The sequence below is a fragment of the Emticicia fluvialis genome (genome assembly GCF_024793945.1).
Classification (GTDB): Bacteria; Bacteroidota; Bacteroidia; order Cytophagales; family Spirosomataceae; genus Emticicia; species Emticicia fluvialis.
Map to the genome: position 1 here is coordinate 257,573 of NZ_JANUSD010000001.1, position 15,683 is coordinate 273,255.

Genomic DNA, 15,683 nt, shown 5'->3' on the forward strand with positions numbered 1-15,683 from the left:
ATATTTTTATGCCAAAAAAAAATGATAAATTGACATATACCGGGTATTATTGTTATCTTTGTTGAACTATAACAATACTAATATTTTATATAACAAATGTGGCTCTGGATAGGGTATTATATAAAATTACTTAGAAAAATTTGGAAGCCTTATTCAAACTTTTTAATATTGTAACTAAATGATACAATAATACTTTAATAAAAAACGAAAATATTTACATGGATTATATTATACATTAACTATCTGTGATTAATCTGGTTCTCATTTATTTTCTATCAAAACTTCATCGTTTAAGGTTCAAAATGTTAAAATCCGCAATTGTAAAACTAAAAAAGTAAACATTGATTCATTGCGGTAGTGTTTTTTAAAAATTAAGCAAAATTTAGATGAACCTCGACCTCGGCATCCTTTTTTTGCTCCTCTAATTTCCACAGCTTCATAACTCAGTAGTAGATTTATCAAAAAAACAGTTTAAGACGTCTGCAAATTTATTTGTTCCGGATGTTTCATAGTATTTTTATGCTTTTTTTAATTTATAAAAAAAACATGAAAAATTTGGAAAATTTAAAGCATGCTTCTATAATTGTGCAAAATACACTTATCAGGATAATTCAATACTTTCCTTTTTTAGTGAAAAACAAAAATCTTTAATTACAATTTATTTTTTACTTTTTTTTTAACTAAAACAAAACTATGAAACAAAACTACTTTGTGCCCATAAGGGGTGCTCTGATTTGTGGACTACTCTGGATGATGTCCATAGTAGCATTTGCACAAAAATCTGTCAGTGGTAAAGTAAGTGATGCGAGAGGGGAAGCCATTCCAGGCGCCAGTATCTCTGTAAAAGGAACAACAACCGGTACAATTTCAGATGCAGAAGGTAACTTTAAAATTAATGTGCCAACTGCAGGTGGTACTTTGGTAATCAGCTCAATTGGTTACAAAACTGTTCAGGTTGCTCTAGCTAATCAGAGTACATTGAACATTACTCTTGAAGATGATGCATCAGGTCTTGATGAAGTAGTTGTAACCGGATACACGGTTGATAAAAGACGTGAGTCTACCGGTGCCATCTCTACTGTAAAAACGAAAGACCTTACTACGGTTCCAAGTTCAAGTGTTGAACAACAGTTACAAGGTAGAGTAGCGGGTTTAACAGTTGTAACCACCAGCCAGCCTGGTTCTGGTAGCCAGATTCGCGTACGCGGTTTTGGTGCATTCGGTGGTAACGAGCCTTTGACAATTATAGATGGTTTGCCAAGTACCGATGCAAGTTATCTGAACCCTGAAGATATCGAAACAACAACAGTTTTGAAAGACGCCTCGACAGCTTCTTTCTACGGTGCCAGAGCAGCTAACGGTGTAATTATTTACACTACTAAGAAAGGTAAGAAAAATGCGAAAAAACTAAACGTAACTTATGATGGTGTGTTTGGTTTTACAGACCCGGGCAAAGGTCAGCAAATGATGAATCCACAGGATCAGGCAACCTGGACCTGGACGGCATTAAAAAACTCTGGAGCCCCATTGTCTCACCCTCAATATGGTTCTGGAGCAACTCCAATTATTCCTGATTACCTGAAAGTTGGTGACAGAAGCGGTGTTGTGGGTACTATCGATTTAGCTGCTGAAAAACTGAAATACAACATAACCGGGCCAACAATCGGTGATTTCTATCAGGTTATTAAAGCAAACAAACAAGGTACTGACTGGTATAAAGAGCTAACCCAAACCGGAACAATTCAAAGACACTCACTTGGCTTTGAAGGTGGTGGAGATGCTTCTCGTTTTTTTGTTGGGTTATCACTACTAGACCAACAAGGTATATTGCCAAGCCAGAGAGCCAAACGTATTGCCATGCGTGTAAACTCTGAGTTTGATCTTTTCAAAAACGTAAGAATTGGTGAAAACATCCAGCTTACGTATCTTCAAATCCTTGGCCGTCAGGGTGGTAACAACGGTTTGCAATCATCTCAGGATGAAAACGACATCCTGGCTGCTTTCAGAGCTCCAACAATCCTTCCGGTTCGCGATGAGTTCGGCGGTTGGGCTGGTACGACTGCACTTGGATTTGGTCAGGGCTCAAACCCAGTAGCTAACCAACAGGCAGGTAAGTTAAACAAAAACTTTAATGGAATTGTTGCGGGTAACTTCTACGTTGAAGTAGATGTTATCAAAGATTTAACATTACGTTCTTCTATTGGTGGAACTTACAACAACTCTTATGGTTGGGGGTATGGTCGTCCGATTTATGAAACCCTTGAAAACAAAAGTGTGGTATGGTCTTATAACGAGAACGCCCGCTTTAATTTAGCATGGACTTTCACCAATACCATTGCGTACAAAAAGAAATTTGGTATACATAATCTAGAGGTTCTGGCTGGTCAGGAAGCACTTAATACCGGATTCGGTAAGAATATTTCTGCTGACGGTCGTGCGCCTTTCTCTGGTGACCCTAACTATATTACCATTTCTACGCTTGATATCAGAAACCCTGCAAACAGTGGTAAAGAGAATGGCGTTAATTTTAACGCGTACTTTGGCAGAGCAGTTTATTCCCTAAAAGATAAATACATTCTTACCGGGATTATCAGACGCGACGGTTCTTCGCGCTTCGGTTCAAATAACAGATATGGTGTGTTCCCTGCAGTATCTGCTGCCTGGAGACTTTCAGACGAATCATTCATGAAGAGCTTGTCTTGGGTAAATGATCTGAAAATCAGAGGGGGTTATGGTACAATGGGTAACTCAAACAACGTTTTACCTACCAACCAGTATAACCTTTATGAGCAAAACGTTGGTACTTCAGGTTATGACATTAACGGTACGAACGCTGGTATAGTAGGTGGTTTCAGACAATCACAAATCGGTAACCCTGATGCTAGATGGGAAACCAGTATCACTAAAAACATTGGTTTTGATGGTTCATTCCTGAAAGGCAAATTGGATGTTATCTTAGATTTGTGGCAAAAAGATACTAAAGACTTATTGTATCAATTGCCAATTACACAAACAGTCGGTGGAGCTATTGCACCTTCAGTTAACGTTGGTACAATGGTAAACAAAGGTATTGATATTCAGGTTATTACACGTGGCAAATGGGGTGCAGACTTAGGTTATTCATTTGACGTAACCGGTAGTTTCCTTAATAACGAAATTACAGAAATTGGTGGAGGTCTTAAATACCTTCAGGATGTGAACCCTGGTTTCAGAGGTGTAAACCCTATACGTAACCAATTGGGTTATTCGTTATCTTCTTTCTATGGTTACAAAGTTGTTGGCTTGTTTCAGACGCAAGACCAGGTTAACCAGGCTTTGTTAGAAAAAGCAACACCTGGCGCTGCAATACCAACGCAAGTAGGTGCTGGTCTTGGTCGTTTCCGTTATGCTGACCTGAACGGTGACGGCAAAATTGATGCTGACGACCGTACCTATTTAGGTAGCCCGGTTCCTAAATTTACAGGTGGGTTAAACTTCAGCCTTTCTTATAAGAATTTTGAAATGCTTGCCTACTTCTATACTTCAATCGGTAACAAAATCTTTAATATGTCTAAAAGATTTACAGATTTCTATCCGTTGTTTGCTGGTGCTGCTATCTCTGAGCGTGTTAAAAACTCTTGGAGCCCTGAAAATCCAAATACAGATATCCCACGTTTTGAACAAAATGACGGTTTCAGTACTGGTTCTCAATCAAGCAGTTTCTATGTTGAAGATGGTTCTTATTTAAGATTCCAAAACCTTTCAATTGCTTACAATGTGCCTAGTGCAATTGCAAGAAAAATGAAATTAGGAAGAATTCGCGTGAATGCCGCAGTTAATAACTTATTCACGGTTACTAAATATAGCGGTCTTAACCCTCAAGTGGCAGGTGCTGCTGATACTAACTTTGGGGTAGATTTGGGTAACTTCCCAATGACTCGTCAGGTAACGTTTGGTTTAAATGTTGGATTCTAACCTAAGTCAAATTAAATTAAAACAATGAAAAAAGTTAAAATATTAATTTCCAGCTTCGTCCTGTTTGCAGGGATGTACGCTTGTAAAGATAGCTTCCTGGATGTGCCTGCTACAGGTACACTCTCTAAGGACCAATTGACCGGTACTGCTGGTCTTGAGGGTTCATTAATTGCAGCTTATGCACAGCTGAGTGCGCTTAGCCAAACTCACTCTGGTCCGTCAAACTGGCTTATCGGAAGTATCAGAGGCGGTGATGCCAACAAAGGAACTGACCCGGGTGATGGTACCGAAATGATTCCGGTTCAAAGATATGAGTATGTATCTACTGATCAGGTGGCTGGTAACGTTTACCAAAGTCATTTTGATGGTGTAGCCAGAGCAAATGCAGTTTTAAGTCTGTTGAAAGATGCATTGCCAAGTGTGAAAGAGGCTGACAAAGCAAGAATTGCAGCTGAAGCGCGTTTTATCAGAGGCCATTTTTACTTCCAGTTGAAGAGAAACTTCAATATGGTTCCTTATGTAGATGAAAACATTGGCGTAGCGAACGGAATTGAGAAAGTTAAAAATGATACAGACCTTTGGCCAAAAATCGAGGCTGACTTTAAAGCAGCTTATGATGCTTTGCCAGAGACATCTTCTTCGGTAGGTCGTGCTAATAAATGGGCTGCCGCAACTTACCTGGCAAAAACGTATTTGTATCAAAAGAAATATGCAGAAGCAAAAGCACTTTTTGATTTGATTATTGCTAACGGTAAAACAACCGGTGGTAAAAAGTATGCGCTGTTACCAAAGTATTCTGACCTGTACAGAGTTGCCAACGATAATAACGCAGAGTCAGTTTTTGCTGTTCAGGCAACTGTTAAATCAGGTAGCGGTAATAATGCTAACGGCGACTTGCAGCTTAACTTCATCCAAGGTGTTGACCCTGGTACCTGTTGCGGTTTCTTCCAGCCGTCGTTCGAGTTTGTAAACTCATTCCGTACTGATGCCAATGGTTTACCATTGTTGGATAACTCTTACAATCTTGACGCAAATGCAGTTAAAAATGATATGGGTATTAAATCTGATCAGCCTTTCACATTAGATGCTGGTCCGTTAGACCCAAGATTAGACCATTCAGTAGGCCGCAGAGGTATTCCGTTCCTTGATTGGGGTCCTCACACTGGTTTCAGCATGATTCGTAACCAACCTAACGGTGGCCCGTACTCTCCTAAAAAGTACATCTTTACTAAAGCAGAGAAAGCAGCAGGTTTGACAGAAACAGGTGGTTGGGGACACCAGACCTACAACGCTTACAACGTTACTATTATCAGATTTGCAGACGTTCTGTTAATGGCTGCAGAAGCTGAAATTGAAGTGGGTTCTTTGGCCAAAGCTTTGGAATATACTAATATGGTAAGAGGTCGCGCTACTAATGCATCTGATTTTGTTTCAATCAACGGCCAACCAGCCGCTAATTACAAAATTGGTTTGTATAGCTCGTTCCCAACTAAAGAATATGCAAGAGCCGCTGTTCGTTTTGAAAGAAGATTAGAGTTGGGTATGGAAGGTTATCGTTTTTATGACCTTGTTCGTTGGAACGAAGACGTAGAAGCTATCAACCGCTATCTGAAATATGACCAGAAGTTTTTACCGGGTGCATTAGGTGGAGCAGTTTACACAGCTAATAAAGCTTTGTTCCCGATACCACAATCTCAGATTGACCTTGTAGGTTCTAGTGTATTAAAACAAAATCCTGGATATTAATATCTAAGATATAATAGGATTACTTCATATAGGAGATGGCTGACCGCCATCTCCTATTGTTTTTTAACCACCTCAAAAATTGATAATGGAAAATTTGTTGATTTTTTTGCCTCTTGATGTTGTTTTCTTGCAAAAAGGAGCAAAATGTATTCAGAGAGCTAACTGGTGATAAGTTAAAGAACGTTTACTTTAAAAACAATACTTAACGCTCGCGGAACCAGTGGCATTATAGTGATTAGGTTAATTAGATTGAAAGCAGACTAGTTTACAATTGTGAGGCGTTTGGGTAAAGTACAGGTTAAAGAGATATAATAATACAAATCAGGTAAGATAATCAGGCTGAGGGAAAAGTAAGTTTCTTCGTTTATTGTAACCGTTGAGAAGTTTACAGATTTTCTTTTGATTGAGAGTAGAAAGATAAAAACAAAGATAGTAGTAAGATAAGCCTTGTTCGGCTGCTTTTATGCCTTGCTTTAAGCCTGGTTTTTAATTTTTTTTAATAAATGAGTTGCTTTTTTTAAAAAACAAAAGCCCTAGATTAAAATTTATAAAATAAATGGAAAAATTTGGAAAAATTAAAGAATTGACATAATTTGCTCCCGTAATGGAAGAGGATGCGTTAAACGCATATTTTTTTAAACAAAAACATACTTAACCTATAAAATACTCTGCATTAAGGCATTTTTATTTTGTCTGAAGCCTGATTTTGTAATAATATATTTGACCTAATTTTAACTAATACTGATATAAGCCTATGATAAATTTCCCTTGCATCTACTCGTAAAGCATTTGGAATTCTCGGAGCTAACACTTTTGTATTTCAGGTATTAATACTGCCTGAGTTTAGATTATAATTTATAAGCGTATGAAAGATAATTTCTTTTCGTTCACTGCACGATAAATCCGGATTATCTTAATAAAAATAAAATTTTTAAGCATGGTAAAACAGGGGCTGAATGTATTTTTCTTCGCCTGTATGTTGCTGTGTCTGATGATTTTCCACAACTAGTTTTAAAACCCTGTTTTTTGTCTGATTTTTTAAGCGTATGAAAGATTAAGTTCTTTCCCCGGTTATGTTCTGCCATTAACGGCAGGATATACTGTTTTTTACAATTAATTTTTAATTTTTAACCAAACAAAACAAGCGTATGAAAGAAAACTACTTTGTACCCATTAGGGGTGCTCTGATTTGTGGCGTACTTTGGCTAATGTCCATTGTAGCTTTTGCCCAAAAATCTGTTAGTGGTAAGATAAGTGATCCAAAAGGTGAGGCGATCCCTGGTGCCAGTATTTCATTAAAAGGAACTACTACCGGAACCATTTCGGATGCTTCAGGAAATTACAAAATTAATGTTCCAACCTCTGGTGGGGTGCTTGTGGTGAGTTCGATTGGCTACAGAAATCAGGAAATTGCAGTCGGCAATCAGACAACCCTGAACATCGTATTAGAATCAGACGAAGCGGCTCTTGATGAGGTGGTTGTAACCGGTTATGGTACTCAGTCAAAAAGAGATATTACAGGCGCTGTAACAACAGTAAATGCAAAAGACCTTCAGTCGGTTCCTGCTACAACCTTTGCACAACAATTACAAGGGCGTGCATCTGGTTTGAGTATCGTTAACGACGCAACTCCCGGGGGTAATGCAACAGTACGTATACGTGGGTTTGGTACCATCGGTAATAATGACCCTCTGTTCATTATTGACGGTGTACCTACTGAAAATCAGGGTAACTTAAACCCCAATGACATCGAGACTATCCAGATTCTGAAAGATGCCTCTGCTTCTTCAATTTATGGTTCTCGTGCAGCTAACGGGGTAGTTATCATTACAACAAGAAAAGGTAAAATTGGTCCGGCTAAAATTAACTTCTCTGCTTATTATGGTTCACAGAAAGTTTCAGAAAATGTTGAGTCTCTGAATGCCAAGGAACTCGGACAATACCTTTATCTGGCTGATAAATATGCAGGCAAAACGCCTTCACATGGTCAGTACACTTATGGCCCTAATGGAGAGGTTACCATTCCTGATTACGTGTTTCCAAGTGCGGGTAAAGAAGGCGCTGCCAATACCAACCCTGCCTTGTATTCATTAACACCAGACAACATCTACGCCATTACTAAATCGGCAGATACCTACTGGTGGGGAGAACTTACACGCACTGCGCCTATTCAAAACTATCAGTTGTCTGCAAGTGGTGGTTCAGAAAACAGCCGCTATGCTTTGTCGGTAGGTTATTTCTCTCAGGACGGTGTGGTTAAATTTATCGGCTATGACCGTTACACTCTACGCTCAAATACTGAGTTCTCAGCCATTAACAAAAAACTGAGAGTAGGCGAAAACTTTACCGTAGCGCTTGATAACCGTAAAGGCGGTTTCAGCAACAACGAAGAGCAAAATGCGGTTTCTGGTTCATACAAACACCATCCGTTGCTTCCGATTTATGACATCAATGGTTTCTTTGCGGGTTCTCGTGGTGCCAACCTGGGTAACAACTCTAACCCTTATGCAACATTGGCGCGTCAGGCTGATAACAGAAGATACAGACTGAGAGGGTTCGGTAATATTTACGGTGAATACGATATCCTTCCGTTCCTTACTTTCAAAACCAGTTTAGGTATTGATGTTGTAGGTGAAAACGGTAAATATATCAGCCGTGCTAACCCTGAGTACATTGAAGGTAGCTTCAACAACGGTTCAGAATCTAACACCAGCTACGACTACCAATGGGTATGGCAAAATACGCTATCGTTCAGCAAAGTGTTTGATAACGTTCACAAAGTGGATGCTTACATAGGTACTGAGGCCATCAAACAATTTGGCGAGTACTTTGGTGCAACCCGTAATGGCTATGCTTTTGAAACCTTACCGATTATCAGCTACCTTGATCTTGGAGATCCAACCAGAGTTGGTAACTATGGCCGTGTTGGTAACGACTACACCCTGTCATCGCAGTTCGGTAAATTCAACTATGCTTACAATGATAAATACCTTGTTCAGGCGATTATCAGAAATGACGCCTCTTCACGTTTCTTGTCAGCATCACGTAACGCGCTTTTCCCTGCGTTCAGTTTAGGATGGCGTTTGTCTGAAGAGAAATTCATTTCAGGTAACCTGCCTTTTGTTTCAGACTTGAAACTTCGTTTCGGTTGGGGTAAAACAGGTAACCAAAAAATTGGTAACTACAACGCCTATACTACTTATCGTTCTGATATTTACCATGCTGGGTATCCTATTGATGGTAGCCAAACTACTCCGACAATCGGTTACGATACACAGGCATTTGGTAACCCTAAAGCAAAATGGGAAGCTACAACCTCAACTAACATTGGTTTAGATGCGTCGTTCTTCAAAGGTAAATTGAACTTTGAAATCGATTTGTGGAAACGTGTAACGTCTGATATGTTATTCACTACTCCATTGACTTTCACAGTGGGTGATGCGAACGCTCCGGCTTTCAACGTAGGGCAGATGACAAACAAAGGTCTTGATATTGGTATTAACTATAAAAACAGCATCAATAACTTCCGTTACAGCATTTCTGGTAACTTGTCAACTTACAGAAACAACGTAGACCAACTTGATGCCAGCCCTAACACTCGTTATTTCGGATATGGTTCTCGCGTACCAGCTGTTACTTTAACTCAGGCTGGCTTACCGATCTCGTCATTCTACGGTTACAAAATTCTGGGTATCTTCCAAACACAAGCAGAAGCAGATGCTTGGCCTAAATATGAAGACTACAACAAACCTGGTAAATTTAAAGTGGCTGACATTAACGGAGACGGAAAAATCACTGATGCTGACCGTACCATTATCGGTAACCCTCACCCTGATTTCGTTTACGGTTTGAACATCAACTTAGGATATAAAGCATTTGACCTGACCATTTTTGCCAACGGTACACAAGGTAACGATGTCTTTAACTATACCCGTTATTTCTCTGATTTCAATACTTTCCAGGGTAACCGTTCTAAACGCGCATTGTACGATGCATGGCAACCAAACCATACTTCAGGTACTGTACCTATTATGGATGCCAACGACCAGGTTAGTAGCCGTCCTTCAAGCTATTTCATTGAAGATGGATCGTATTTCCGTATCAAAAATGTACAGTTAACATATAATCTGCCTTCAAAAGTTGCTAAGAAAACAGCTTTAGACAATGCACAGATTTACCTTCAGGTTCAGAACTTAGCTACATTTACCAAGTATACCGGTCTTAACCCTGAGATTCAGACAGGAACCGATAATACGCTAGGTTTTGATGGTGGATACATGCCTGTATCAAGAACATTTATTGTAGGTGTTAACTTTGGTTTCTAATTAGAGTAGCAGTAAAAATTAAAAGCCAACACATTTATTACATTTAAACAAATACAATTCAAATATGAAAAGTAACAATATTGTTAAAATATTTCTGGCAACAGGACTAACGGTAGGACTCGCAGTTGGATGTAGCGATGAATTCCTTACCCGCGAGCCACAAGCCCAATACAGCCCTACCTCGCTGAAAACAGCTAAAGGTGTTGAAGGCGTATTATTGGGAGCCTATGCAATGATTGACGGAACAGGGCTTGACGGTCAGGACGCCTGGAATAATGATATCCATAACTGGGTTTTTGGTGGTATCCCATCAGATGATGCCTACAAAGGTACTGACGCCGGTGACCAACCTGAGCAATCGTTCCTTGAAAAATGGGACTTCCAACCTACCAATAACCACATCAAAAACAAATGGAGAGGTTTATTTAAAGGTGTGGCACGTGCCAATGACGTAATTAATACCCTTGCTGATGTGAAGGATATTACTGACGCCAGAAAAGCACAGATTCTGGCTGAAGCGAAGTTCCTTAGAGCTTTGTTCCATTTTGAGGCTAAGAAAATGTGGAAGAATATTCCGTACATTGACGAGAAAATCTTCAATCTTAACGACCTTGAAAGTACCAAAGTACCTGTAGATGCAAACGCATGGGCAAAAATTGAGAAAGATTTTGCTGACGCCGCATCGGTTCTTCCTGCAGCACAGGCACAGGTAGGCCGCCCTACCAAATGGGCTGCCAAGGCTTTTCAGGCTAAGGCTTTGATGTTCCAGGGCTTTGATATCAGCACTGGCGCTGCCAATACAGCTAAACTTACAGCTGCCAAAACACTATTGGAAGAAATTGTAAACAGCGGTAAATTCAGATTGGTTGATGTGTACAGAGATAACTTTGATGCAAGCACGCGTAACAACGCTGAGTCAATCTTCGAAGTGCAGTTTGCTTCTTCAAGTGCTACCGGCGACGCCGCCAACCAAGGTGTAGGTCTGGCTCACCCTTATGCGTCTCCTTGGGGATGTTGCGGGTTCTACCAACCATCACAAAACCTGGTGAATGCATTCAAGACAAGTTCAGACGGATTACCATTAATTGATAATTTCAATGATTCTGACGTTAAAAACGACCAGGGCTTGAAATTGGAAGACTCATTCACTCCTTATGATGGTGCGCTTGACCCTCGCTTAGACCAGACAGTTGGTCGTCGTGGTATCTTGTTTATCGACTACAAAATTCATAATGTAGACTTTATCCGTGACCAAACTTATGCGGGTCCGTACTCACCTAAGAAACACATTCCTTCTAAGGCATTTACGGGCGTAAACGGTTGGGGTAACTTAACCAGCAACAACTACCGTATTATGCGTTATGATATGATTTTGCTATGGTTGGCAGAGTGTGAAGTTGAAGTAGGAAGCCTTGAAAAAGCCAGAGAGTTGGTTAACATGATCAGAACCCGTGCAGCTAACCCTGCCGGATTTGTTCAGAAAGCTATTCAGGGTGCAACACGTGACGCTTACACGCTTGTATATGACGCACAAGGCAATCCTGTACCTGCTGCTAATTATGTAATTAAAAACTATACCACCCCCTGGACCAGCAAAGATGTTGCCCGTAAAGCGGTTCGTTTTGAAAACCGTCTGGAGTTTGGTATGGAAGGACACCGTTTCTTTGACCTCGTAAGATGGGGTATTGCTGCCGATGTATTGAACAAATACAATGAGGTAGAAGCGAACAAACGTGTTTATAAGAAAGGTGCCAGATTTGTTAAAGGTAAAAACGAGTTTTATCCAATTCCGCAAGAGGCTATCGACCGTTCAGAAAAAGACGGCAAGCCAACTTTGGAGCAGGATCCGGCTTACAAATAATTTTAATGTGATTGTTTTAGAAAAAAAAGTTTATTTTTACAGAGATGGTAGCTTTGCCATCTCTGTTTTTTTTAATACTACCTGATTTTGTAATGAAACTACATTCTATTAGCCCACTTTTTGTAAAATCCTTGCTTTTGCTTTTAGTACCCTTTGCTTTTTCGTGCAGTAAGAAAACAGATACTGTTTTTAGTAAACTACCAGCCGACGAAACGGGTATTCAGTTCTCAAACCGTATTACTGAAAATGATACGATGAACATTGTATCGTTTGAGTATATCTACAACGGTGGTGGAGTAGCCATTGGCGACTTCAACGCTGATGGTAAACCAGACGTTTATTTTACAGGTAATCAGGTTCCGAATAAATTGTACCTGAACGAAGGTCTGGATGCCAAAAATAAACTTAAGTTTAAAGATGTAACTGCCGAAGCCAGGGTAAGTGGCGAAGGTCGCTGGTGTAACGGTGTTTCGGTGGTTGATATTAATAATGATGGCCTGCCTGATATTTATGTTTCTGCCTCAGTAAAGAAAGTGGCCAGCCAACGTGCCAATATGTTATATGTGAATCAGGGCGTAGGGCGGAACGGTGTTCCGTCGTTCAAAGAAATGGCTGCTGATTACGGAATTGCAGATACTACACACACAACCAATTCGGTGTTTTTTGATTATGATAACGATGGCGACCTCGATTTGTACATATTGGTAAATCAGATGGAAGACATCAATGTTCCTAATATGTACCGCGAAGCACTGAAAGACGGAAGCTCTAAACGCACCCACCGGCTTTATAGAAACGATTGGGATGAAACCAGAAAGCACGCCTATTTTACCAATGTATCAAAAGAAGAAGGTATTCTCGTTGAAGGCTTTGGTCTGGGGGTTAATATTACAGACATCAATCAGGACGGCTGGAAGGATATTTATGTTACCAATGATTTCCTTACCAACGACCTGCTCTATATAAATCAGCACAAAGATGGCAGGCATACAGGTTTTACCGAGCAAGCGGCCAGTTACTTTAAGCATACCTCATACTCGGCTATGGGCAACGAAGTGGCCGACATCAATAATGACGGCCTGGTAGATATTATTGCGCTTGACATGATGCCCTTTACCAACAAGCGGAAGAAAATGATGACGATGGCCAATAACTACCAGACTTTTCAGAATAACGACCGCTTTCATTATGTTTATCAGTATCCGCGCAATACGCTTCAGGTAAACCAGGGTAAAGACCCGGTAACAGGCAAGCCGATTTTCAGTGAAGTAGGCCTGTTATCAGGTGTAGCACAAACCGACTGGAGCTGGACACCCATGGTAGTAGATTTTGATAACGATGGCCTGAGAGACATCATCATTACAAATGGTTTTCCGAAGGATATCACCGACCTCGATTTTATGGCTTACAGGCAATCAGTGTCTCATCTGGCTTCTGCTTCTTATCTGAGCGACTATATCCCTTCTGTAAAAATTCAGAACTTTGCCTATCATAACAAGGGGAATTTTCAGTTTGAAGACGTAACCAAAAAATGGGGAATGGCCGAGCCTTCGTTTTCTAACGGAGCCGCCTATGCTGATTTGGATAATGACGGAGACCTGGATTATATTGTTAATAACATTGACGACTCCGCCTCAGTTTACCAGAATAACTCAATTCAGCTAAAACCGCAGGAAAGCAATTACCTGAGGGTGAGCTTTAAAGGCAATACCCCGAATCTGATGGGTTTGGGTGCATGGGTTGAAATTGAATATGATAACGGCAAAAAGCAGGTATATGAGCATACGCCTTATCGTGGATACCTGTCGTCGGTTGAACCGGTGGCTCATTTTGGACTGGGTAAAATTCAGAAAATTGACCAACTCAAAATTACCTGGCAGAGTGGCAAAACCCAGATTCTGAAAAATATTAAGACCAACCAGGTTTTAAACCTCAAAGAAAGTGATGCCTCGGTGCATCCGGCAGAGGCTAAAACAAGTCAGCCGGTTTTGTTTACAGACATCAGCACACAACTGCAGGTGCCTTATAAACATGAGGAAGAAGACTACATAGATTTTAACGTACAGAAACTCTTGCCACACAAACTCTCGCAGTATGGCCCTGCCATTGCCGTTGGCGATGTAAATGGAGACGGATTGGAAGATATGTTTGTGGGTGGCTCTAAATTTCGTAAAGGTAGATTCCTGATTCAGAACAAGGATGGTAAATTTAATGTGCAGGACTGGCTACCCGGCGAAGAAGGCTTTAAAAAACCGCAGGAAGACGCCGGCGTTTTACTGTTTGATGCCGATAACGACAAAGACCTTGACCTGTACATTGTAAGTGGCAGTTATGAGTTTAAACCAGATGCACCCGAACTGCAAGACAGGCTATATATCAATGATGGTAAAGGGCATTTTACATTAAACACAGAGGCCTTGCCGGCGTTTCTGAAAAGCGGCTCTTGTATAAAAGCGGCAGACTTTGACCATGACGGAGACCTTGACTTGTTTGTGGGCGGCAGAGTTGAGCCTAACGCTTATCCGAAACCTGTTTCAAGCTATGTTTTAAGAAACGACAGCCGTAACGGGCAAACTAAGTTTACGAACGTAACAGCCAGTTTAGCTGCGGGTTTACAGAACATAGGCCTGGTTTGTGATGCCGTATGGAGCGATTATGACAACGATGGCTGGCCGGATTTGGTACTGGTAGGAGAGTGGATGCCTGTAACCATTTTTAAAAACAATAAGGGCAAACTTGAGCCGCTGGCTAAAAATGAGGGGCTGGCTGCCAAAATTGGCTGGTGGACAAGCATAACGTCAGGGGATTTTGATAATGATGGAGATATTGACTATATAGCCGGAAATTTAGGTCTGAATACCCTGATGCAGGCCAGTGATACCCAACCGGTGGGTATTTATGCCAAAGATTTTAATAACGATGGTTTCTACGATGCCATTCCGACGGTGTATTTCCCTGATGATGAGGGAATACCGAAGGAATTTCCGTACAATACCCGCGATGACCTGGCCAAGCAGTTTATTCAGACACGCCAGCGTTTTCAGAACTACCAGAAGTTTTCTGAGGCTACTATTGATAAAATTCTGAAACCGGAAGAAATGAAAGATGCTTTGGTGCTGAAAGCCAACTGGATGAAAAGCTCATACATTGAAAATAAAGGCAATGGAAAATTTGAAGTAAGGGAATTGCCGATTCAGGCGCAGTTTGCTCCTTTAAATGGAATGGTTACCGGCGACTTTGACCAGGATGGTAATCTGGATGTGTTGATAGCAGGTAATGACTACGGTACCGAGGTGCTGGTAGGAAGACACGATGCCTTGAACGGATTGATGCTGAAAGGAGATGGCAAAGGTAATTTTACTGCTGTGCTACCCGAAAAAAGCGGCTATTGTGTAACAGGAGACGCCAAAGGCCTGGTACGCCTGAAGAACGCCAAAGGCGAATTGTTATTAGTTGCCTCTCAGAACCGCGACAATCTGAAGTTTTTTAGTTCTAAAAATCTGGTAAGAACCATAGATTTATTGCCATCAGAAACTGCAGCTCTACTTACCTTGAAAAACGGTAAAGTAAGAAAAGAAGAAGCCGCTTATGGCTCATCTTTTCTGTCGCAGTCGTCGCGCAGTGTCATCATTCCTTCTGATGTTTCACAGGTAGAAATTCTTGATAACTCAGGAAAAAAACGGATAATAAAACCGTAAAACAAATCATTAACTGAGGGCCGGTAATGCAGCATTACCGGCTTTTTTTGTTTATATGCGTACATGTGTTATTGTTACATTATGAATCAATGGCTGTGA

General features: G+C 40.6%; 5 protein-coding genes. All 5 read left to right on the forward strand.

The annotated features are described in order from the left end of the window. Positions 1–693: 693 nt before the first annotated feature. The 5 genes from NZ848_RS01110 to NZ848_RS01130 all read left to right on the forward strand — a co-directional run bounded on the left by NZ848_RS01110 (position 694) and on the right by NZ848_RS01130 (position 15,584). On the forward strand, positions 694–3,954 hold the full coding sequence (locus NZ848_RS01110; RefSeq protein WP_259014022.1) for a SusC/RagA family TonB-linked outer membrane protein: 3,261 nt from the start codon (positions 694–696) through the stop codon (positions 3,952–3,954). A 24-nt stretch (positions 3,955–3,978) separates the two neighbouring features. Then, positions 3,979–5,700 (forward strand): RagB/SusD family nutrient uptake outer membrane protein, encoded by a 1,722-nt coding sequence (locus tag NZ848_RS01115; RefSeq protein ID WP_259014023.1) that lies wholly within the window; start codon positions 3,979–3,981, stop codon positions 5,698–5,700. 1,148 nt (positions 5,701–6,848) lie between these two features. Further along, complete coding sequence (locus tag NZ848_RS01120) at positions 6,849–10,025, forward strand: SusC/RagA family TonB-linked outer membrane protein (protein ID WP_101727290.1); 3,177 nt, start codon at positions 6,849–6,851, stop codon at positions 10,023–10,025. Positions 10,026–10,089: 64 nt separating this feature from the next. After that, positions 10,090–11,886 carry a RagB/SusD family nutrient uptake outer membrane protein gene (locus NZ848_RS01125; protein WP_259014024.1) on the forward strand — a complete coding sequence of 599 codons (1,797 nt, stop codon included), beginning with the start codon at positions 10,090–10,092 and terminating at the stop codon, positions 11,884–11,886. A 92-nt stretch (positions 11,887–11,978) separates the two neighbouring features. Then, positions 11,979–15,584 (forward strand): VCBS repeat-containing protein, encoded by a 3,606-nt coding sequence (locus tag NZ848_RS01130; protein WP_259014025.1) that lies wholly within the window; start codon positions 11,979–11,981, stop codon positions 15,582–15,584. Positions 15,585–15,683: the final 99 nt, after the last annotated feature.